Origin of the sequence: Dulcicalothrix desertica PCC 7102, from assembly GCF_003991905.1 — a bacterium.
Classification (GTDB): domain Bacteria; phylum Cyanobacteriota; class Cyanobacteriia; order Cyanobacteriales; family Nostocaceae; genus Dulcicalothrix; species Dulcicalothrix desertica.
The window spans coordinates 320,225-341,115 of sequence record NZ_RSCL01000013.1; the positions used below are offsets into that span (position 1 = coordinate 320,225).

The following is a 20,891-nucleotide window of genomic DNA, read 5'->3' on the forward strand; positions in this document are numbered from 1 at the left end:
GACAAGTTCGAGACAGCGTAGTAGTTCGCATACCTAAAAGTAACATTATAAATCAAGAAGCTATTAAAAAATTTGCTACATTTAAGAATGATGTACTCAACCAGCTAAAAGGGGTAATTAGTCATGATAACTAGAAATATTAAGTTTGTAGAACTGGAACAATTGCTATTGAGTATCGGTTTTGTGGAAGTACCAACAACTGGTTCGCATAAAGTCTACGAGTATTCACCACTAGGTACATTAGTTGTTTTGCCTGGTTATGAGCAACAAGCAGATGTAAGAACTATGCATTTAGTAGCTGTACGTAAGATACTAGACGAAAATGGTTTAATGGATAGGGATGTGTTCACCAGTTTTTTAGAAAAAGTTGCTTCTTAAAATCAATCAATATTAATTTAATTTTGTTTACATCATACGCTCGCCTTGCGGCGCCTTTCTTAAAAATGCCGCTACTTGGCGCCAAAAAGTTGCGTAAGCCCTAAAAGTATGTTACAACCAAACAAACTTAAGTAATATCACTGTAGTTAATAGTGATGCAGGAGACATTATAGTTTTCTGCGGCTTTTTGCTGCTTTTCTATGCTCCGATGACCGATGCGCTTGATATACAACTATAGTGCGCTGTCGCTGTCAAGCTGGAAACCGAAAACTTTAAATTTAACTTTTATTTTAATTACTAGCGGTGAATCATGAGTGTAGCAGGTGCAATAACAGCAATACAAATCGAGGGAAATCTACTCGCCCCAGATATGACTTCTCTGTTATCAACAGGTAACATCAAAGGGCAACAATCAGAAGATTTCGGGCTAGCAAAAACCGATAAATTAGCCGATGAAATAGCTATTGCCTGGGGTGATGCCAAAGCATACTGGGCAGCATTCCAACGTAAACTTGCACGACTCCAAGAAGATGACACCGCCACAACAATTACGCGCGAGTGGGCAGTATCATTATTAGAAAGCCTTTGTTACAAGCCAACTCTTACCCGTCAAGCCGAAGAAGTTGATGGATTAACTTATGCTATTTCTCACCGTTCAGAAACAGGAGAAAACAAGCCCCCTATTCATATTATTGGCTGTCGTCTCAAATTAGACCAGCGTCCACCAAGTGGTACACCTAGACTATCAGCACACGGTTTAGTACAAGAATATTTGAATAAAACAGAGCATCTATGGGCTATAACAACAAATGGTTATCGCTGGCGCCTGTTACGCGACTCTTCATTAATGACGCGGTTATCGTATATAGAATTTGACTTAGAGCAAATACTCAACAGCGAAAACTTTGCAGAATTTTGTTTATTTTTTAGACTTTTCCACCGTTCCCGCTTACCCGAAGGTGTAGATGATGCGGATAAATGCTTGTTGGAATTTTATCATCAAGAAACACTGCAACAAGGCGGAAGAGTGCGAGATAAATTGCGCGACGGAGTAGAAGAAGCATTAAGAATCTTCGGCAATGGATTTATTCAACATCCTGATAATCAAGAATTACGTCAAAAATTAGGATTAATTCCTCATTTTGATTCATCACTCACCAGCGAAGAATATTATCGTCAACTATTACGCTTAATCTACCGCTTATTATTTTTAATGGTAGCAGAAGGACGAGAATTATTATTAATCGGAGATGACGAAGAAAAAGCACGAATTTACAGAGAATATTACAGCGTCGAAAGGTTGCGAAGAATAGCAGAAAGACCAAGCTACAGACGTGAGGGATTCCAAGACCTATGGCAAGGCTTATGTGTTACCTTTAAACTATTCGATGAAAACTGGCGCGGACAAGTACTAGGCTTATCACCCTTAAATGGTGACTTATTCGGTAGTAACACATTACCAGACATAGATAATTGCGCGCTTGATAACTATGATTTACTCCAAGCAATAAAACACCTATCATTATATATAGAAAAAAACGTACTGCGAAGAGTAAATTACGCAGCCCTAGACGTAGAAGAACTTGGAAGCGTCTATGAAAGTTTATTAGATTTTCATCCACAAATCGAAGTAAATCAGAGCAAATATAAATTTATATTAGTATATGGAAGCGAAAGAAAAACAACAGGTGCTTACTATACCCCACCACATTTAGTTAGGCAATTAATAAAAACGACTCTCGAACCAGTAATTGAAGAGAAGCTTCGTAACATTAAAGATAAAAATGGGTTAGAAAAAGCACTGTTGAAGTTAAAAATAATAGATATTTCTTGCGGTTCTGGTCATTGCCTTTTAGCAGCCGCTCGTAGAATAGGTAAAGAATTAGCCCGTGTTCGGACTGGAGAATTAGAACCAGGAAAAGAACCTCTAAGCCTTGCAATTCGTGATGTAATTCAAAACTGTATTTATGGTGTAGATATTAATCCTTTAGCGGTAGATTTATGTAAAGTAAGTTTATGGATTGAGGGTTTTTACCGAGGTTTGCCACTATATTTTTTAGACCATAGGATTAAATGTGGGAACTCACTTGTAGGTATTTTAGATTTAAATTCTTTAGATGCGGGAATTCCAGATGAAGCTTATAAGCCTATAACTGGAGATAACAAACAATTATCTATGCAACTTAAAAAACGAAACAAAAAAGAAAGAGGTACAGATTTACAAGGACAATTATCAATTTTTGGTAGCTTGGAATATGAACGAGCGCAATACCCTGGAATATGGCGTTCTCTTGATAATATTGAACAAGAGACACCAAAAGGTGTAAGACAAAAAGAATTACAATATTTTAAAAATCGTAAAAATCTAAGCTGGTGGCGAGATTATTGTGCTTGCAATTTATGGACTGCTGCATTTTTTACCCCTTTAACCGAAAAAAAATTAGAATCCTTGCCAACAACAGCGATTTTAACTCAGTTATTACAAGGTAGCTTATCATCTGTAAAAATAGTAGATGCAGCAAATAAACTAGCTGAAGACAAACACTTTTTTCATTGGCATTTAGAGTTTCCTGAAGTTTTTGATATAGGTGAAGGTTTCGATTGTATATTAGGAAATACACCTTGGGAAAGAATAAAATTGCAAGAAAAAGAATTTTTTGCTTCGCGTGATGTAAAAATTGCGAATGCTTTAAATAAATCAGTGCGTGAAAAGTTAATTAAAGACTTACCAAAAATCAACCCTCAATTAGCACAAGGGTTTCAAGATGCAAAGTATGACGCTGAAGCTCAAAGTAAATTTATCCGTGAGTCTGGAAGATGTCCATTAACTGCAGTAGGAGATATCAACACCTATGCAGTCTTTGCAGAAACTACTACATATTTAATTTCTCCAAATGGCAGGATAGGAATTATTTTACCAACCGGAATTGCAACTGATGATACAACTAAAAAGTTTTTTAGTCATTTAATAAAATCTCAATCTTTAATTGGTATAACAGGTTTTGAAAACGAAGCATTTATATTCTCTGATGTTCATCATGCTTTTAAGTTTTGTATATTGTCAATGACAGGAAGCCAAAAACAGATTCAACAAGCAGATTTTACTTTTCTATGTCGTTATTTATCTGATGCTAATAATCCACAACGTCATTTTAGTTTAACTGCAAAAGAAATTGCGTTAATTAATCCTAATACTTTTACATGTCCAATTTTTCGCACTGATGCTGATGCAAAATTAACCAAAAAAATTTATCGGCATGTTCCAGTTTTAGAAAATGAAGTAATGGGTAGTAATCCTTGGAATATTTCATTTATGCGTATGTTTGATATGGCAAATGATAGTGGATTATTTAAGAATGAGCCGGGTGATAATTTAGTTCCGCTTTATGAAGCGAAGATGTTTCATCAGTTTGACTATCGTTACTCAACTTACGAAGGTGCGACACAAGCCAATTTAAATGCTGGTATATTACCTCAATTAGGAGATGAGATTAAACAAAATACTAATTTAACTATTAAACCTCGTTATTGGGTTAAAAGGACTGAGGTAGAAAATAGATTAAGTGATAAGTGGAATAAAAGCTGGTTATTATCTTTTAGAGATGTAACTAATTCTACTAGTGAACGTACTGCTATTTTTAGTGTGTTACCTAAAGTAGCTGTTGGACATAAAGCGCCATTAATCTTTTTAAACCAAACAAACCCTAAATTATATTGCTCATTTATAGCTAATTTAAATAGCTTAGTTTTAGATTTTGTGGCTAGACAAAAAGTTGGTGGCACTTCATTAAGCTTTTTTATTCTTCGCCAGTTCCCCGTCCTCCCCCCCGAAGCATACACTTCAGAAGACATAAAATTTATAAGCACTCGTGTCCTGGAACTAGTTTACACCGCATGGGACATGCAACCATTCGCATTAGATATGGGATATGACGGCGAACCATTTATTTGGAACAGCAACCGCCGTGCGCTATTAAGAGCAGAGTTAGACGCATACTACGCCAAACTTTATGGACTTACACGCGATGAGTTGCGATATATTCTCGACCCTGCGGATGTTTACGGCGCCGACTTTCCCAGCGAAACCTTTCGTGTATTAAAGAATAATGAAATAAAACAGTTTGGAGAATATAGGACACAAAGATTGGTTCTAGAAGCATGGGATGGGATGGGTAAGTAGTCGCGCTTCAACGCAACAATATTCGTATAAGCTAGCGCTCTTCGCGCGATTACGAACATTTAATCGTCTAAACTTTTACCGTGTTTTTTTACCGATCCAAGTCAAATCCCTCAGAGTTTATTAATTCTTTGAGTAAAGATTATTGGACGATTAAAGTAAATTAAATCAGTCACAATTTCAATCGCATCAACCTCTCAGAAAAGAAGGCGCCTCTACAGTAACCTTATAATTCGTTATATTTTACTGTCTACATCCTCACTTACAAGGTCACTTAACGTTAAGAGGCGAACAGGTGGCTTATTTGGAAGCTCAACCAAAATAGTTAAATTACCTCCTATAGCATCAATATAATTCCTCAAAGTAGACAGCAACATATCAGACTCTCTTTCCAGACGTGACACATTAGATTGCGGCATTTGTAAACTTCGTGAAACTTCCGCCTGCGTTAACCCTACAGCTTTTCGTAACTCCTGCAAAGTGAGATACTCAGCTTCTAATTCTTCAGCACGAGCCAGTATTCGTTGCTTGCGATCTTCTGGCAAATTATCCCATATACTTTGTAAAATTTTCCCTTTAGTCATTGGTTCTCCTTCTCTTGCTCTTCTTTTTCCTTCTGTTTCTTTAACTGTGTCAAATGGTCGTCGAAACGTTCATCCGCTTTTTTGATGAGCTGCTTATAAAACTGTTTTTCACTCACCCCAGATTTATCGCCAGCAACAAGCAGAATTGCTTGACGTTGGGGGTCGAAAGCAAATGCAACTCGCCATACACCATCATCCGCTTTAAATCGTAACTCCTTCATATTTGTATGCTTAGAACCATTAAGTGTATCCACGTGAGGTCTATTTAACAGTAGTCCATACTTTTCCAGCATCGCCACCTCTGCGAATAAAGCATCTTGCACCGCTTCGGAAAATTCCAGAAACTCCTGTGAAAATGAAGCATACAATTCACATTCCAAGACATACTAATACATTATCATTGATGATATATATCGTCAATGATATTATTTTTTGTGCTTTTTATATAAAGATGGCGCTGTAAAGTTATATTACAAAAACCCTCAGTAGGCTTTGGTAGCTACAAAATACTGATTGCACAAAAATTATAGTTTCCTCCCTCGTTTCCAACCAACACGCAAGGCAAGTTTATTCGACAACTCCACCTGGCACTGATTCTTATTATTATCTTTAGTATCAATAAAAACCTGCTATATGATGAAATTACAGTTATAATTGATGAGCAACGGTGCCTGTTCTACGTAGGTTGTTCCCGTACAATGCGCGCGTTGATGATATGCGGTTCCAAGTCAAACCCCTCAGAGTTTATAAATTCTTTGAGTAAAGATTATTGGACGATTATAAATTATTTGTAAAAAATTAGATTTATGGAACGAACCACAAAGGCACATAATCCGGAGGATTTCCCGCAGGGTAGAACACAAAGGAAGAAGTGCGAATACAATTTTACTACTGAGCAGATCAATACTTGTAAAGTAAAGCTACATTAGACAGTCTATTTAATTAACTCTTTCTTTGTGCCCTTTGTGTCTCTGTGGTTCATTTCTCTAATCTTATTTCTAATTCCTTATGAAAATCCCCGTAAAATTACAAGAACTATTACAACAACCTGAAAACGCAATTACACCCATAAGCACTTTAATTGGTCAAGGTATAGCACTGCTTGATTGCACTAATATTGATACAGTTAAGCCTGAAGTATTAGATTTGTTATTTACTAACGTTCCTCAAAATTGGGATTTTATACAAATTGCAGAAGTTATTGACTCATCGACACTAACAGATACTTTTGCTACTCAATTATCAAACTATATTGACCATCGTTTAGGACGAGGCGCCTCATCATCTGTTACTAGTTCTCCACCTGGCACTTCCGAGTTTCTAGATATATTCCAATTTCGGAATGAGGTAATTGGTGATTATCGTCAATATATTGAAAGCTTTTTAAAGATTCGCGACCCTAAAGTAAAAGAATTTGTTGACAACGAGTTAGATAAAGGGCAACTCTGGACTGACCCGTTAGTACAATTAAATCCTAAGTATAAAACTGGCGCCACTGTTACTGAATTAGTTCAACAAAACATTCTTCATCCAGATTGTGCAAAGTATTTCAGTACAAAAAATGGTACACCTTTTACTTTCCACTATCACCAAAAGCAAGCGTTTGAAACCGCTTCTAGCCAAGAGGATTATATAGTTACCACTGGAACAGGTTCGGGTAAAAGCTTAACTTACGTTGTCCCGATTATTAACGATTTACTTTATAATTCGGGGATTAATGGAGTAAGGGCAATTTTGGTTTATCCAATGAATGCTTTGATTAACTCCCAGGAACAAGAATTGCGGAAGTTCCTTGATAATGTTCCTAATACCCATATCCGTGTAGAAAAGTATACGGGTCAGGAAACCCCAGAGCAGAAAAACTATATTCAAAATAATCCTCCGCATATTTTGCTGACTAATTATGTGATGTTGGAGTTGATGCTGACACGCGCGTATGAGGATGTGTTGGTTAGTTCCCCATGTCTTAAGTTTTTGGTGCTTGATGAGTTACATACTTACCGGGGTAGGCAAGGTGCTGATGTCTCAATATTAATTCGCAAGCTTCGCCAACGTTGTCAGAGGGGTAAAGAATTATTATGTATTGGTACTAGCGCTACGATGTCCTCAAAAGGTACTCGTGTTGAACGGCGCCAAGTAGTGTCTCTTGTAGCGAGTAAGTTGTTTGGGGTAGAAATACAGGTTAATAATGTTATTGATGAGACTCTCGAACCTTCAATACAACGTCCTGAACCAACCGTTGAGGAGTTGCGTGATTGTTTAGAAAATGGTTTGCCTCCATTAGAGGAGCGTACTTTGGAGGAGTTTCAAAAGCATCCTTTGGCGCCTTGGGTTGAGATGAATTTTGGTTTGGTGCGGGAAGTTGTGGCGAAAGAGAATAATTCAACCGGGGATGTGGTTGATTTTGTACAGAGTCGGAGAAAATTAGCTGCGGAAACAGGTAATGTATATAACATATCTAAAAAGCAGTCTATTAGTTATTTGCGCCGTCAACCAATCACTTTAGAAGAAGGCGCCCAACAGCTTGCTTGTATGTTGGCTTGTGGCGATGAAGATGCGTTAGAGCATTATTACAACCAGTGCGTAAGCATTTTGAAAGAAATGTTTCTGTGGGGAAGTAAAACCAAAGGGTTAGCGTTTCGCTTGCACCAGTTTGTTTCCCAAGGGGGTAGTGTTTATGCCACCATTGAACCCCATGATGCGCGCAATTTAACATTAGACGGTCAATACACCACAACCAACAACCGTTTACTATTTCCCTTGGTATTCTGTCGGGAATGTGGGCATGATTATTATGTGGTGCGATACGATGCGAATAATCATACTGTGGCGCCTCAATTACCAACTATGTTAGAGGTACCTGCTGATGATGATAATGTTCAAGATGGTTATCTTAGTCTTGATGAAGTTGGTCTTTGGGATTATAACGATTCAGAACGACTTCCTGATAGTTGGTTCCGGGAAACTAAGAAGCAGGGACGGGTGGTTAAGAAGGAATATGAAAAGTTTATTCCCCGTAGAATTTATGTTCTTGCAAATGGCGCCGTTTCTACTTCTCCGTTAGAAGGTACACCATGTTGGTTTATTCCTAAGCCTTTCCGCACTTGTTTGAATTGCGGTGTTGTCCATGATGGTAAGAAAAATGAGTTTACTAAATTATCGCGTTTGAGTAGTGAAGGCAGAAGTACGGCAACTACTTTATTAAGTCTTTCTACAGTTAATCGTCTCAAACAATTTTATACTGGTGAGAAGGCTAACGCTGCTAAGATTCTCAGTTTTACTGATAATCGTCAAGATGCATCTCTGCAAGCGGGACATTTTAACGATTTTGTGCAAACTAGTTTTCTTCGTGCTGCTTTAAACCGTGCCATTCAGGAAAATCAAGAGTTAACTCATAAGGAATTAGCAACAATGGTTGTGCAATACATGGGTTTATCTCAGTCAGATTATGCTTCTACACCTGCTGAGGTGGGTATTGGTAAGCGTAATAACGAAAATGCTTTCCGAGATTTAATTGAATATCGTCTCTATGAAGATTTGCGACGTGGTTGGCGAATTGTACAACCAAATTTAGAACAGTGTGGTTTGTTGACTATTAAATATATAGAACTGGAAGAAGTTTGTCAAAATGATAAAATTTGGCAAAAATACCGTCATCCTGTTTTACTTCAAGCAACACCTGCACATCGCTATAATGCGGCGAAAACTTTTCTCGACCAGTTGCGGAAGGAACTAGCTATTGATGCCCAGATTTTACAACCTGATGGTATCGACCAGTTACGGCGTGAAGTTACCCAAGCTCTCAAGGAACCTTGGAAAATTGAGAAATACGAATTTTTACATAGTGCTAAGTGGGCAACTACCGATAGTAAAAATGAAAGATATAATCGATTTAGTACCATCAAATTAACAGCGCGCAGTAAGATAGGTAGATTTTTGCGTTCTCCTAGAGCCTGGGATTGGTTACTGCAACCTTTGACTGAGACGCAGTATGATGAATTAATTGCAGCGTTAATTGCTGTATTAAAAGATGCAGGTTATTTGTACGAGCAACCGCAGGGAGTACAGCTTAAAATAAATTCTCTAGCTTGGATTGCTTCTCAACTTGAACAAATACCTGTAGACCCCCTAACATCGCGACGATTACAAGGTTCAGAAAGTACTCACACTCTTGTTAACAGCTTTTTCCAAAACTTTTATCAGAATAATGCCCACACCATCAAATCGATGGAGGGACGAGAGCATACTGGACAGGTGAGCAACCAAGACCGACAACAGCGCGAAGAAGATTTTCGCAACGGTAAACTCGCAGCTTTGTTCTGTTCCCCCACAATGGAACTTGGTATAGATATTTCTGACCTTAGTGTTGTACATATGCGTAATGTACCCCCCAGTCCTGCTAATTATGCCCAACGTAGCGGACGCGCGGGAAGAAGTGGGCAAGAAGCATTAGTATTTACTTATGCCTCAATTGGTAGCGGTCACGACCAGTATTTTTTCAAACGTCAAAATCAAATGGTTGCTGGAGTTGTTGCGGCGCCTAAACTTGAACTAGCCAATCAAGATTTAATTAAATCGCACATATATTCAGTTTGGCTAGCGCGTACCGGAATGCAGTTTGGCGAGTCAATGAACCAAATACTTGACTTAGATTTAAATGAGTACCCCCTCAAAGACAGCGTTCGCACTCAACTTACCTTGACACAGGAACAGCTAGACGAGTGTTTAGAAGCAATTAAATCAATACTAGAAGATAAATTTTGTACCAATGACCTTAATAAAGTATCTTGGTATTCAACTGATTGGTTAAAATTTACACTCGACAACGCTATAGAAGCGTTTGAGCGCGCTTGTAATCGTTGGCGCCTGCTTTACACTGATGCATTTAACCAACTCGACAAAGCACGGTTAATTATAGATAATTCATCGCGCGGCAATACTACCCAAGAAGAGCGAGACAAAGCTGATGCACAACAAAAAGAAGCGCAACGCCAAATAGATTTACTAGTTGGTAACTTATCAACTAAAAACAAAACTCAATTTGAATTTTACCCTTATCGGTACTTTGCCGCCGAAGGATTTTTACCAGGGTTTAACTTCCCCCGTCTTCCTATTCGCGCTTATATTCGTACCAGTCCTGATAATGGGGAATTTATCTCTCGTCCCCGCAGCGTCGCTTTACGTGAATTTGCACCCAACAACATTGTTTACTACGAAGGTAGTAAATTCATGGTGACAAAAACCAAAATAGCTGTTGGTGGTATTGAAAACGAATATAACCGAGTTAGCGTCTGTTTTAACTGCGGTTACTTCCATCACAGCGATGACCAAGATATTTGTGATAACTGTGGCGCCCAAATTAAACCCGACAACTACGGAAATATCGCTAAAATAAATCGCTTACTACCAATGGAAACAGCAATAACTCAAAGACGCGAGCGTATCACCTGCGACGAAGAAGAACGCCTCAAATACGGGTACAATATTACCACTCACTACCGTTACAGCGACCAAAAACGTAAAACTGCAATTGTCCAAACCTCAAACGGACAGCCATTGTTGCGTCTAACTTACAGCGCGACAGCAAAACTGTGGCGAATTAATCGCGGTTTGCGGAAAAATAGAGACGAACGCGGATTTAAGCTTGATATCAAAACCGGAGAATGGGGAGATAACTCCAATCATCAATCTCCAGAAAATATCCACACCGAAGTTCACATTTTAGTTGAAGACACCAGCAATATTTTATTAGTAGAACCCATCGGTATAGAAGGCGAAAACAGCGAAGCATTAATTACAACATTCCAATACGTACTAGAAACAGCCATTCAAGCTGTATATAAACTTGAACCCGACGAACTCGACTCAGAACGCTTAGGACAAGGTAAATATTTACTCTTTTGGGAAGCAGCCGAAGGAGGCGCCGGTGTACTTTCTCAACTACTCGAACAACCCGACGCTTTCCAAAAAATAGCCGATGCAGCATTAGACATTTGCCACTTTAAAGAAGCTAAAGAAAATTGCATTCAAGCTTGCTACGAATGTTTACTATCTTACCGCAATCAATTTGACCACTCCCTAATAAATCGTCATCTCATACAACCTTGGCTCGAAGAAATGCTTCAAAGCAACGTTGTTTCTGAAATAGAAGAAACATCACGCAACGAACAGTATAAAAAACTACTCCAACAAACAGACCCAAACTCCGAATTTGAAAAAATAGTATTAGCTGAGATTTATGCGCGCGGATACAAACTACCCGATACTGCACAAGAATTGATACCAGAAGCTGACTGTAAACCAGATTTTCTCTACAAAGAAGATAAAATAGCAGTTTTCTGCGACGGTTCCGTTCACAATACTCCAGAAAAGAAAAAACAAGATAAAATCGAACGCGACAATCTCAAATACAATACAGGTTATAGAGTTTTAACCCTACGATATGACGAAGATTGGGTAGATAAATTAAGCGTGCTAGCTACCTTATGAGAAAGTACATGGCGTATAGGGCTATTTCCTTATATGCCTTATAACCCACATTCTGCACTCTAGGCACCGCATGTTCATAAATGATATTTAAAAGTTGCTACGAGAAAGAAGAGTAAAACTATGGGGAGATATGTGAAAAGCGTCTGGAGAATTGTAATAAGCATTAATCATACCAATCATATAGCTTTGATCATAAGGGTTAGTAAATTTTGGAAAAACGATAGGGAGATGACCCTGTGGTGCTGAAATGCTAAAGTTAGCTTCAGAATGCCAAATCCAATTCTCGTTCACACGCCATCCCACAGTATCACCAAATTTTTTCCAGCATTCGTCTATATAATACATATGTTTACGATCTGTCTTTTCACAGCAAGTTAAATAAATCTTTTTTTGTACACTGAAGCCAAACCTACCTTTGCTATATTTCACCCAAAGGGTATCAATGGTAAGTAAGTCAATATGGGGAAGTTTATTTATAGACTCAATATCCATCCAACCATGTTTCTTTCGTCTCGCCATTTGTAGCATTGCATTTAAGGTTGCATCGTCAGCTTCCTGCCACTTTCCTGCCTTCAGCAAATCTCGTAAATAGCTATAATCTATTTTCTTTTCTGAACGCAGATTATCTTCTACATTAAATGATTGAAAAGTAGATTTAGGCTGCTTTGATTTCGCTTCAGTAACTTCGCCATAAAAAACAGGTGTTAAGTTTTCTGGAATGCCTTCTAACTCAATTTCAGAACAACCAAATTTATAAGCATCTTCAATCAAACGCCCTGCTCCTAAAGCTTTGTAAAAACCTACAGTAAAGGTAATGGCAGCTTTATCACCGATAGATTGGCTCATTCCAATCACATATGGAATATGTTCAGCAATGGCTTTTGCTTGGATTGTTGAGTAGCACGCATTTAAAATCACGCAAACAACCTGATTGGCTACTAATTTAAATAGATTGGCAAGCGCAACGGCTGATACTGGTTGCATTCTACCTAAACTGTCTTCTAAACAAAGTTCTCCAATATTCGTCCCGTGCCCAGAAAAATGAATAATTTGAGGCTCAACATCAAAAAAAGCCTGAGTTAAATCTTCCGGGCGCACTGATTCACGAGATTCTAAAGAAAATTTATCTCGCTCTTTAGAAAGTTGTAATTTCTCACGGATGTTTCGTAGTTCCTGCCCCAAGCGTAATCGGGTACAATCGCTAGGATCGGCTGCCAGAAATAAAATTTTGATTTTGTCCATATGGAAGAACTGTACAGGGCATTGTTACTTATGGTACATGAGGTTGAACTTCCTATCGCTGCAACAAGCGGAAATTTTGGCTTGAAACGCTTGTCACAATCGACTTTAAGAATTTGCTACTTTACTGTACGTAGTTCTAAAAAGATGTTGTAACACTAACAAAAGCGTAGGTGAACTTTAACGGCGCCACAGACAGTGCAGTTATAACGTTTGTCTTCTGTTCTAGCTAGGCAGTGTTTTAGCATATTGATACAGCGTTATTGGTGCTGTTTTGTTTATACTCTCAATTATAAAATTCGACTAGTTTGTGCTAGTACATTTTTGATTTAGTTTATAGAATTAAGTTACTAACGCACTCCCTTATAGTCATTTCTCTACTGGCGCCTCCTTAGTATAGTACAATGGATGCTTGGGTTTATCATGGAAATCCTTAAACCCATGCGATGGTTTTAATTTATACCACTGCTTGTTATCTCCGTCCTCCACGAGTAAAGCATTTTTCTTTATACACATTCGTTTGTGGTTCAAACTGACGTAATTTTCTCGAATGTCAATCACACCCCTTACACCTTCATTTGTAAGTCGATGCTTTCTTCGGGAAACAAGGAGGTAGTAAGTGCCAAATCTTACGTATTGTACATCTTGTGAACCATGACGGTTACGGTAGGTGATGTCAAATTTTTGTACAGTTTCACGGTCAAATTGCTTTGTAAGCACTTCCTCTCTTATCCAACCAGCCTTCATGTAAAAATAGCCGTATTTAAGATATTCAGTCACAATACGCTGCATGAGTGCTTCAAAATTTTTTACTTCGGCTTTGTAGTACATAGTACCCCCTTCTTTCTAGCGACTCATAATCACAAGACCATTTGCGCCTAATGCTTACCCACTAATAAATATCCACACATGGTATTTTCCGAACCGGAAATACCTCCTTAATCTTGATTATAGGCGCCAGTAAACAAAGCTGAATACGGAGTAAACTGATAAAGTAGAGCATTTATGAAGCCAATCGGTTCGGAATTTACCATTTAAATTCCAATTTCTCAATCTAAATAAAATTTAATTCAACTTCTTGAAGTACCTAGCAATTGGTAGCAACCCGAAACCCATTTTTTCATACGTACAACGTGCTGGTGCATGACCAGAGTCACCTCCAGTCTCAACCATAGCAATGGACATTCCTTTCTCTTTCATCCAATCGAGAGCCAGTTGAGTGAGAGCGGCGCCAATCCCTCGACGCTGATAATCTGGGTCAACAGCAATCATGTAAATTTCTCCCATACTGTCCTCTAAATGGAGTTTTACGGCTACGAACCCCACAATTAAATCAGATTCGAGAGCAACCCATACATGATTGTCTGTACTTGTACAAACAGATTCAACAGCATTAAGCTGGCTTACACACCAACCATCAGGATAGAATGAACGATACACATCACTATCCATAGACTTTTCAATTGAATCAAAAACTGGCGCCCATGCCCGAAGCGAAAGACTTTTTATAGCGTCAAGTTTACTATATGAGTATGGTTCAATTCGCATAAAGATATTATGTAGTTAGTCGTGCTACATAAATACTACCACAAATTTGTTTGGTTGTTTGGCGCCTGTTGTGTTTTTAAAAAGGTAAAAACAAGTATTTCACTAACAATAACTGATTTTTCGGCTTACGCCGTAGAGCGGGATGAAAGCCATTGGTACACATATATGATTCAGCCAATTACCGTTGAGCAAACTTTTGTGACTAATCTAGAGAAATTCCTAAGTAAAGCTGATAAATTTGTCAAGATTTACTATGCAGGCGCCAGCGATAAAGAGGATATCCAGAAAATAATGTGCGAGGTTAAAGCGCTTGCATTAGATGTGGATTTAGAACAATTGGAGCTTGAATATCAATTGTACTGTGATAAAAAAGATTTGATGGCTGATTGCGATGAAAAAGCTTGGTGGTGAGCAAACTGGTTGATGATTTGGCTTACGCCAGGAGATGCAAATGAATAATTAGGAATTTTAAATATGACGAAGCAAAAATCTACTATCTCATCCTTCCAACCAATTGATAGTTCGATTTTAGGTGAGTATGCTGTTGGTGATTATCAAGTGCGCGTGTACTCAAAAGTATACTACGCGATTCGTGAACTGTCTGGACTTATTGCAAAGCGCGCTCTCAAAGAAGCATTTGATTGGAATGACTTTAAAGACCAGTTTTCTCATGATTTTGGTCAAGTTCAAGAAAAACGCTTCTCTCTACAGCAGTTGCTTGAGTTTGCTAACCGTAAGTTCGGTAAAAACTTAGAAGATTTGCTAGTACTAAACCAACTCTCTTGGCAACGTAGGCGTAAGTACGCAGAAAAAACAAAGCTAAATTCCCAGTCAGAAGCGATTCGCACACACGAAGTCTTCTAAATTCTGTCTGATTGCCGACAACTTAATACTGACATTTAAAAGGGTGATAAAGCTGATATTTATCACCCTTTTTGTAATCCACAACGCACGTTTAAATTACCGCTTCACGCTTTGCAATAACACTAATAACTCAGCATTGTAACACATATGTTAGAAAATGGTTACACAGTTTGGGAGGGAGCATCTCTGCTTGATAATTCTCCCATCTTTCTTGTGCTTACAGGTTTCGTTTTCCCTACATCAAACCGCAGAACAGGAAGGCAAATACAAAGTTGGATACTCCAGCAAGAATCTGCCCCAACAAAAGCAGCAAAAGAAGGGCGAGATTCTGGCGCGTGTGGTAACTGCATCTTGAAAATGAGCCAAATAAATGCTTGCTTCGTAAATTTACTCCCAGTAAATAATATATACCATAAACAGGCAAGGGGAACTTATCGCAAATTCGGTGCCAATGAAATGGCAATGTTGGAGCGATACCGCTATCCCATTAGGATTGGTTCTTATGGAGACCCAACAGCAGTACCCTTTGAAGTGTGGGAGCCAATAATCTTAGCGTCGAAAAAGTGGACTGGTTTTACACATTGCTGGTCTCACTGCGATACACGCTGGCAAAAGTATTTAATGGCATCAGTTCATAGCCAATCAGAAGCGCGCGTTGCCCAAAAACAAGGTTGGAGAACTTTTAGAATTATTGCTCCTGATGCTCCCTTAACTAACAACGAAATTCTCTGCCGTCACACAGAAGATGATAGAGTTCAGTGTGACTCATGCGGGCTATGCAACGGCGCCTCATCTAAGCCAAATATAGCAGACCCAGTTCACGGCTTAAACTGGAAAGTCTCTAATTTCATGAAATATGTAAATCAAGCATAGTTTGGGCTATTACATGTACTTGACGCTTCTGGAAAATTTGCCAGGAGCGTCTTGATAAATTGCCACAAATAACAACGGTTAAAGTACATGCTGTAAGGCACAAGCGGCGCCGTAATCCTTATGCACGTTTTACTTAATACACATGTATGCAAAGGAATGTTATTTCAAGACTATACAGTCTTAGTATAGGTATTAAAAATTCTTATAAAACTGCTGTTCATTTTCGGCTTGAATCGAGCCATAGTGCAGATTTAAATGCTATAATAAATATATTAAATTAGATAACTTTCATGAATAAAACTATCAATCATGATAACCAAATTTTGAAGCTATGACAATTCACAAAAATTTGCCCATAACGTCTTGAGATTACATCGTTAAAAATAAATAAATACAAACTATTAAAGGCATATATCGCGTCTATTATAAGCGTGTAAATGCTTCACAATTGTGCTGTTACAGAAGGTATCTTCAGGCTTACACCTGGATTAAAAATGAATACTGTTGTATTTCAATCACACAAAAATATGAACAACATTGTTATCAGATTTTCCCACTTCCGGGCACAATCTCCTAAGTATACATTTAACTCGCGCGTTGCGATGAGAAGTAATTGCGAAGAAAGTAAATGGGCTATTGGCAGAGTCACAGGGTTACGTCTTGATGACGATAACATCTGGAATTACACCATCGTATTTGATTATCCGCTAGGTTACTGTGATGAGTTAACAGAGTCCGAGTTAGCCCCTGAAGAAGAATTCGCTTGTGCTTCTTAAACTAACCATAATCACCTAAAATATAAAGCTACTAGTTCTAAAGAATGCTAGTAGCTTTTTTTTGGCTCACGCCTTTCGGGGCAGTGAAACCATATTCAGAGGTTTGAGCCATGAAAAGTGCTGAGGAAATAGTTGCAGAATTAAAGAAGTTTAGTGGTTCGGGTGTTCTGTATAAGCATTGGTTAAATATCCAGTATACCGAAGGCATCAAGCATTTAGCTGAAACGACACAAAGTTTTTGGTTAATTGATGCTATCGCTTCACATCAAACTCAACAATTATTATCGAACCCTTATTTGCAAGAACTACAGATTTGGCGCCTGATAGTTCAAGAAAAATCAGGCATCTTAATTTGTGAGTGGGATACTGACAAAGAAGTATTAAGGCAGGATATTCCTTACACTAATTTTCCATTGCCTACTATCAAACTTTATCTCGCTCAGAAAGTGTTGATGTTACCAAACGAGTACTGATGTGGAGAGTATATACCCATACACAAAAACTATTGGACTAGGCAATAGAATCATGGATAATAATGACTCTATTCAATTATCCCTCGACTTTGCTGTAATTAAGAATGGTACTAAGGTTCGTATTGATGGTTACGACTGCCACCAATGGCTCGATTTAACAAACTGTGTTGGTGTAATTTATTTATATAGCCAATCAACTGGTGATTACCTCGTCTATTTCCCTGGTAAAAAAGGAATTGTGCCTGATACAAAGTTAATACTTAGATATAGGCGCCAGCAACTAGAAATTATTCAGGAGCGCAAAAAGTAGCCCTTAACCTAACCAACAATAACTAGAAGGCAATAGCAAACCTGAAAAAATGATTTGCTCATAATAAAGAGCATTTCTTTTTTATTAATAGGCTTACGCCCAAGGGGTAATGGAAATACAGTTATGCATGAGGACTACAGCAATGTTGATATCTTGTAGAACACAATCTGGGACGCTACATTCACATGAAATAAACTCCATAGAACGTCTAACAGACTTCTTGAATTTTTATCAAGCTTTGGACTACGACTTACAAATCAATCAAGTTCAATATCGTTTCAAACAAACAGGAAGATGCGGAAGAAAAGAATTTCCAAAAATTATATTAGAAAAAAGCGGCTATGCTCTGACTACTGAACTTACATTAACCCAAATATCTGACCTTGAATACTTTCTACAGCAACACCCTGCAAACACCTACTATTTAGAGATTGATACAGGTATTTACCAATTATCTAATTAGTTGTCTTTTTCACACTTGGGTGGAGAGTAGAGACATACCCCTAATTCCTACTCTCAACTCTTGACAAAATGTTCTTGTTTTTCAACGGTAATACAATATGGCACTCGTTTTAACGCATCCGCAATTTCGGGTATTGATTCATGCACGAACTAGAGTTCATAGCGCGCGTATTTACTTTCCCGCATTATTTCTAGCCGAGTTTCACAGTATTGTTGTTCAATGGTTACGACGGCAAGAAATATTCTTTGATGAAAAAGACTTGAAACTTTACTCAGATGGTTCCTTTCGTGTATATTTCAGCACGCTGTCTTCTCCAAAAATAGAATATGAGAAACTAATAGCAATGCTTGAACAGCAATCAGGAGAAAATTTGGGTTAAGCTACCATACAGCAGCTCCTTTTGACAAACTAACTGAGGCGCCACTAATTTATGCTTCAATGGGAAGCCCAAAACTAACCAAGGCAGTCAATACACCCAAACGAAACCAAATTTCCTCATTGATAACTGCTCCAAATGCAGCAAGAAACCCTGGTATAAAATAAATCTAGCTATTAAGTTCAGAAGCTGGTTGTACATTTAATTCAGCACGCCACTGAGATATTGGCTTTTCCCAGTTTTCTTCCCATCTTTGAGCAAACAACGATTTGGCATTCTTCCCCATTCGCAAACCTTCTTCAATCGCGTTTATCGTTTGTACAAGCATTTCTGGATTCCAGAGAGTAAATGCTAACAAAAAATTAGCAAGATATACTGTCGCGCAAGGGTAAGGAAATTGTGCAATATGAAAAGCTTGTAATGCAATTTCATCTATTATTGTTGTTCCGTAACCTGTAATCAGATGCCAAATATCATGTGTTTGCCCCAGACGCGCTTCTACATAGCTAGCATCTGAATTGATTTCAATATGCGAATAAAAATCTGGGTTCAAGCCTTTTTCTATAATGTAAGCAGCGTAGGTGTAACCCAAAGAATCTTCTGGGTATCCTTTTAGCACTTCTAAATTATGATGCGGCGCCATATAACGCTGTTTAATAATAGCTGCCTGTTCTGGGTTAGATTTCATTTGGTTTACTGCTAAATCAAAAGCTGGCATCTTAATCAAAACTTTGGTTAACTTTTCAAAACTATATGAAGCAGCATCTACATTCCTAAAGTTTGCCTGTAGAGTCAGGAAATAAAGTACTGCATTAGCTTCTAAAGCATCTTCCTGATTCTCGAACTCAAGATACATTTCACCTTTTTGTGGTGATGAAACAGTAAATACCGGAGTACTATACATCTGCCTATAATAAATTTCTCAACTACAATTTGTATCGTAGATTGAGTGATGCTGATAAGTGAAGATACTTTTTTTGATCTAAATCAAATTTGTGAAAAATAAAATTTACCTGAGTCTAGATGCTCCCGAAGCACTCAAAAGCTTTCGTTTCTCATATCTCGTCCGAATGCGACTGAGAGTTTCTTGCGTAATTCCTAGATATGATGCGATATGTTTAAGACTGACCTTATCTAAAATTTGCGGAAATTTTTGTAGTAATTCGCTATAGCGTTCTGCTGCTGATTGTGAGTGACGCAATACAAAATGTTCTTCTAACTGTATAAAGTAGTGTTCCATCATTAACCTTCCTATTTTGTTCCAGATGGGGTCACTATCATAATCATATAAGTCGTGTAAGCTTGTATGGCTTATATACAGCAGCTTGCTATCGCTCATTAAAACAATACTTTCTGAAGTTGCTTTTTGTGAGAAAAAACTAGATGCCGTAAAAAATTCTCCCTCAAAGCTAAACCAAGATGTTACTTCTTTATCTTCTTGATACCAAATTTCTCTGGCAACTCCCTCAACTAGAAAATATAAATTATTACAAACTGTATCTGGTTTCAGCAAAACTGAACCTTTGCATAGCTCAAGTGGCTTCATCAGCTTACAAAACTTAGTTTGCTGGCTAGAAGTGAGTACAGCAAATTTATCTAACGCACGGAGTAAGTTATAATACATACAAACTTAGTAGTAAATAAGCTATTAGCCGAATAATGTTACGCTTTTTGAATTCTACCGAACGGCAAAAGGGCGCCTGCACGGAATGTGAATGCGAATTCAAAAGGCGCCTGCACGCTGCAAACAAATCTAAGGATAACAGCCTATACTACAAATATCGAGAGGTAGTTAAAGCCACAAAAAACGAAGTAGAACGCGATTTACTGAAGTTGTGAATTGAATAAAAACAAAAAACAATAAGCTTTATTATACGCACAATAGTTTACCTGTACTTAGGTATTGGCTACAAGCGCTTGTTGAAATGTCTTGATCGCATCGACATGATTTGCTACCACTTCTACTTAAAAGTTTTGCAACGGAGGGAGGGTACTGGATGACACATAAAGAGTTAATTGGTGATGAGTCTGCTACTAATGCCGAAACACTAGCAGATTGGATGGTTTATCTGTTAATAAAATTTCTGAATGATTTAAAGGAGCGTCCAGTTACACAAGAGATTTTGAGATGGGAATTACTGGAAGGAAACTCACTTACCAATGAATTAGCGAATGTGCGGGATCAATTAGGTCTGGATAGTTTGAAGTTTCTTGAAGAAAAGGGTTCATTTCCTGAAGATAAAGATATTCCTGCAATCAGTGCTATTTTAATTGCAGGAGTTGTCTATTTAATACTACGTACCAAAGTAAGTAATACGTTTATGGGGGTAGATTTCAGTTC

Annotated in this window: 19 protein-coding genes and 1 pseudogene; 13 read left to right on the plus strand and 7 right to left on the minus strand. The window is 38.0% G+C overall.

All coding sequences use genetic code 11. The annotated features are described in order from the left end of the window. Window positions 1-123 precede the first annotated feature (123 nt). Both DSM106972_RS27005 and DSM106972_RS27010 read left to right on the plus strand, forming a co-directional pair. Window positions 124-378 carry a type II toxin-antitoxin system HicA family toxin gene (locus DSM106972_RS27005; protein ID WP_233787545.1) on the plus strand — a complete coding sequence of 85 codons (255 nt, stop codon included), beginning with the start codon at window positions 124-126 and terminating at the stop codon, window positions 376-378. 310 nt (window positions 379-688) lie between these two features. Beyond that, window positions 689-4,558, plus strand: a complete 3,870-nt coding sequence (locus DSM106972_RS27010) for an Eco57I restriction-modification methylase domain-containing protein (protein WP_170213604.1) — start codon at window positions 689-691, stop codon at window positions 4,556-4,558. 233 nt (window positions 4,559-4,791) lie between these two features. Here DSM106972_RS27010 and relB read toward each other — a convergent pair whose 3' ends face one another. Further along, the gene (relB, locus tag DSM106972_RS27015) at window positions 4,792-5,139 is read right to left on the minus strand and encodes a type II toxin-antitoxin system RelB family anti-toxin (RefSeq protein ID WP_127083578.1); all 348 of its coding nucleotides are present in this window, start codon (window positions 5,137-5,139) and stop codon (window positions 4,792-4,794) included. Beyond that, window positions 5,136-5,519 (minus strand): type II toxin-antitoxin system RelE/ParE family toxin, encoded by a 384-nt coding sequence (locus DSM106972_RS27020; protein WP_127083579.1) that lies wholly within the window; start codon window positions 5,517-5,519, stop codon window positions 5,136-5,138. Before DSM106972_RS27020 ends, relB begins: the two co-directional genes overlap by 4 nt. Before the next feature lie 628 nt (window positions 5,520-6,147). Between DSM106972_RS27020 and DSM106972_RS27025 the strand changes: the two genes are divergently transcribed. Continuing rightward, the gene (locus tag DSM106972_RS27025) at window positions 6,148-11,628 is read left to right on the plus strand and encodes a DEAD/DEAH box helicase family protein (protein WP_127083580.1); all 5,481 of its coding nucleotides are present in this window, start codon (window positions 6,148-6,150) and stop codon (window positions 11,626-11,628) included. Between the two features lie 87 nt (window positions 11,629-11,715). Here the strand turns inward: DSM106972_RS27025 and DSM106972_RS27030 are convergent, their stop codons facing one another. The 3 genes from DSM106972_RS27030 to DSM106972_RS27040 form a co-directional block, all read right to left on the minus strand. Beyond that, window positions 11,716-12,870 carry a GUN4 domain-containing protein gene (locus DSM106972_RS27030; RefSeq protein WP_127083581.1) on the minus strand — a complete coding sequence of 385 codons (1,155 nt, stop codon included), beginning with the start codon at window positions 12,868-12,870 and terminating at the stop codon, window positions 11,716-11,718. Between the two features lie 366 nt (window positions 12,871-13,236). Beyond that, entirely contained in the window at window positions 13,237-13,698 is a 462-nt protein-coding gene (locus DSM106972_RS27035) for a hypothetical protein (RefSeq protein ID WP_127083582.1), read from the minus strand. A gap of 234 nt (window positions 13,699-13,932) precedes the next feature. Further along, window positions 13,933-14,415 carry a GNAT family N-acetyltransferase gene (locus DSM106972_RS27040; protein ID WP_127083583.1) on the minus strand — a complete coding sequence of 161 codons (483 nt, stop codon included), beginning with the start codon at window positions 14,413-14,415 and terminating at the stop codon, window positions 13,933-13,935. Window positions 14,416-14,580: 165 nt separating this feature from the next. On the opposite strand from DSM106972_RS27040, the gene DSM106972_RS27045 reads away from it, so the two are divergent. The 8 genes from DSM106972_RS27045 to DSM106972_RS27080 all read left to right on the plus strand — a co-directional run bounded on the left by DSM106972_RS27045 (window position 14,581) and on the right by DSM106972_RS27080 (window position 18,553). Next, window positions 14,581-14,826 (plus strand): Pb-reticulocyte-binding protein, encoded by a 246-nt coding sequence (locus DSM106972_RS27045; protein WP_127083584.1) that lies wholly within the window; start codon window positions 14,581-14,583, stop codon window positions 14,824-14,826. A gap of 63 nt (window positions 14,827-14,889) precedes the next feature. Next, entirely contained in the window at window positions 14,890-15,279 is a 390-nt protein-coding gene (locus DSM106972_RS27050; RefSeq protein ID WP_127083585.1) for a hypothetical protein, read from the plus strand. Between the two features lie 147 nt (window positions 15,280-15,426). Continuing rightward, window positions 15,427-16,152, plus strand: coding sequence for a hypothetical protein (locus DSM106972_RS27055; RefSeq protein WP_127083586.1), 726 nt, complete (start codon window positions 15,427-15,429; stop codon window positions 16,150-16,152). 527 nt (window positions 16,153-16,679) lie between these two features. After that, the gene (locus DSM106972_RS27060; protein WP_127083587.1) at window positions 16,680-16,928 is read left to right on the plus strand and encodes a hypothetical protein; all 249 of its coding nucleotides are present in this window, start codon (window positions 16,680-16,682) and stop codon (window positions 16,926-16,928) included. Between the two features lie 110 nt (window positions 16,929-17,038). Next, window positions 17,039-17,401 carry a DUF6876 family protein gene (locus tag DSM106972_RS27065; protein ID WP_127083588.1) on the plus strand — a complete coding sequence of 121 codons (363 nt, stop codon included), beginning with the start codon at window positions 17,039-17,041 and terminating at the stop codon, window positions 17,399-17,401. Between the two features lie 52 nt (window positions 17,402-17,453). Next, entirely contained in the window at window positions 17,454-17,711 is a 258-nt protein-coding gene (locus DSM106972_RS27070) for a hypothetical protein (RefSeq protein WP_127083589.1), read from the plus strand. Window positions 17,712-17,853: 142 nt separating this feature from the next. Then, window positions 17,854-18,174 (plus strand): hypothetical protein, encoded by a 321-nt coding sequence (locus tag DSM106972_RS27075; protein WP_127083590.1) that lies wholly within the window; start codon window positions 17,854-17,856, stop codon window positions 18,172-18,174. Window positions 18,175-18,271: 97 nt separating this feature from the next. After that, the gene (locus DSM106972_RS27080) at window positions 18,272-18,553 is read left to right on the plus strand and encodes a hypothetical protein (RefSeq protein ID WP_127083591.1); all 282 of its coding nucleotides are present in this window, start codon (window positions 18,272-18,274) and stop codon (window positions 18,551-18,553) included. Between the two features lie 166 nt (window positions 18,554-18,719). Here DSM106972_RS27080 and DSM106972_RS27085 read toward each other — a convergent pair whose 3' ends face one another. Together DSM106972_RS27085 and DSM106972_RS27090 are read right to left on the minus strand one after the other, a co-directional pair. Beyond that, entirely contained in the window at window positions 18,720-19,454 is a 735-nt protein-coding gene (locus DSM106972_RS27085) for a Coq4 family protein (protein ID WP_127083592.1), read from the minus strand. Between the two features lie 105 nt (window positions 19,455-19,559). Next, on the minus strand, window positions 19,560-20,174 hold the full coding sequence (locus DSM106972_RS27090) for a Crp/Fnr family transcriptional regulator (RefSeq protein WP_127083593.1): 615 nt from the start codon (window positions 20,172-20,174) through the stop codon (window positions 19,560-19,562). Between the two features lie 35 nt (window positions 20,175-20,209). Here DSM106972_RS27090 and DSM106972_RS53925 point away from each other — a divergent pair, with 35 nt between their 5' ends. Together DSM106972_RS53925 and DSM106972_RS27100 are read left to right on the plus strand one after the other, a co-directional pair. Then, window positions 20,210-20,389 (plus strand): hypothetical protein, encoded by a 180-nt coding sequence (locus DSM106972_RS53925; RefSeq protein ID WP_127083594.1) that lies wholly within the window; start codon window positions 20,210-20,212, stop codon window positions 20,387-20,389. Window positions 20,390-20,547: 158 nt separating this feature from the next. Further along, window positions 20,548-20,891, plus strand: a pseudogene (locus DSM106972_RS27100) (TetR/AcrR family transcriptional regulator); the annotation flags it as partial.

Bases quoted from the DNA above. Each gene is read 5' to 3' on its own strand.
- DSM106972_RS27005 (WP_233787545.1), top strand. From the start codon at position 124: ATGATAACTAGAAATATTAAGTTTGTAGAACTGGAACAATTGCTATTG.
- DSM106972_RS27010 (WP_170213604.1), top strand. From the start codon at position 689: ATGAGTGTAGCAGGTGCAATAACAGCAATACAAATCGAGGGAAATCTA.
- relB (WP_127083578.1), bottom strand. From the start codon at position 5,139: ATGACTAAAGGGAAAATTTTACAAAGTATATGGGATAATTTGCCAGAA.
- DSM106972_RS27025 (WP_127083580.1), top strand. From the start codon at position 6,148: ATGAAAATCCCCGTAAAATTACAAGAACTATTACAACAACCTGAAAAC.
- DSM106972_RS27030 (WP_127083581.1), bottom strand. From the start codon at position 12,870: ATGGACAAAATCAAAATTTTATTTCTGGCAGCCGATCCTAGCGATTGT.
- DSM106972_RS27035 (WP_127083582.1), bottom strand. From the start codon at position 13,698: ATGTACTACAAAGCCGAAGTAAAAAATTTTGAAGCACTCATGCAGCGT.
- DSM106972_RS27040 (WP_127083583.1), bottom strand. From the start codon at position 14,415: ATGCGAATTGAACCATACTCATATAGTAAACTTGACGCTATAAAAAGT.
- DSM106972_RS27045 (WP_127083584.1), top strand. From the start codon at position 14,581: ATGATTCAGCCAATTACCGTTGAGCAAACTTTTGTGACTAATCTAGAG.
- DSM106972_RS27050 (WP_127083585.1), top strand. From the start codon at position 14,890: ATGACGAAGCAAAAATCTACTATCTCATCCTTCCAACCAATTGATAGT.
- DSM106972_RS27055 (WP_127083586.1), top strand. From the start codon at position 15,427: ATGTTAGAAAATGGTTACACAGTTTGGGAGGGAGCATCTCTGCTTGAT.
- DSM106972_RS27060 (WP_127083587.1), top strand. From the start codon at position 16,680: ATGAACAACATTGTTATCAGATTTTCCCACTTCCGGGCACAATCTCCT.
- DSM106972_RS27065 (WP_127083588.1), top strand. From the start codon at position 17,039: ATGAAAAGTGCTGAGGAAATAGTTGCAGAATTAAAGAAGTTTAGTGGT.
- DSM106972_RS27070 (WP_127083589.1), top strand. From the start codon at position 17,454: ATGGATAATAATGACTCTATTCAATTATCCCTCGACTTTGCTGTAATT.
- DSM106972_RS27075 (WP_127083590.1), top strand. From the start codon at position 17,854: ATGTTGATATCTTGTAGAACACAATCTGGGACGCTACATTCACATGAA.
- DSM106972_RS27080 (WP_127083591.1), top strand. From the start codon at position 18,272: ATGGCACTCGTTTTAACGCATCCGCAATTTCGGGTATTGATTCATGCA.
- DSM106972_RS27085 (WP_127083592.1), bottom strand. From the start codon at position 19,454: ATGTATAGTACTCCGGTATTTACTGTTTCATCACCACAAAAAGGTGAA.
- DSM106972_RS27090 (WP_127083593.1), bottom strand. From the start codon at position 20,174: ATGTATTATAACTTACTCCGTGCGTTAGATAAATTTGCTGTACTCACT.
- DSM106972_RS53925 (WP_127083594.1), top strand. From the start codon at position 20,210: ATGTTACGCTTTTTGAATTCTACCGAACGGCAAAAGGGCGCCTGCACG.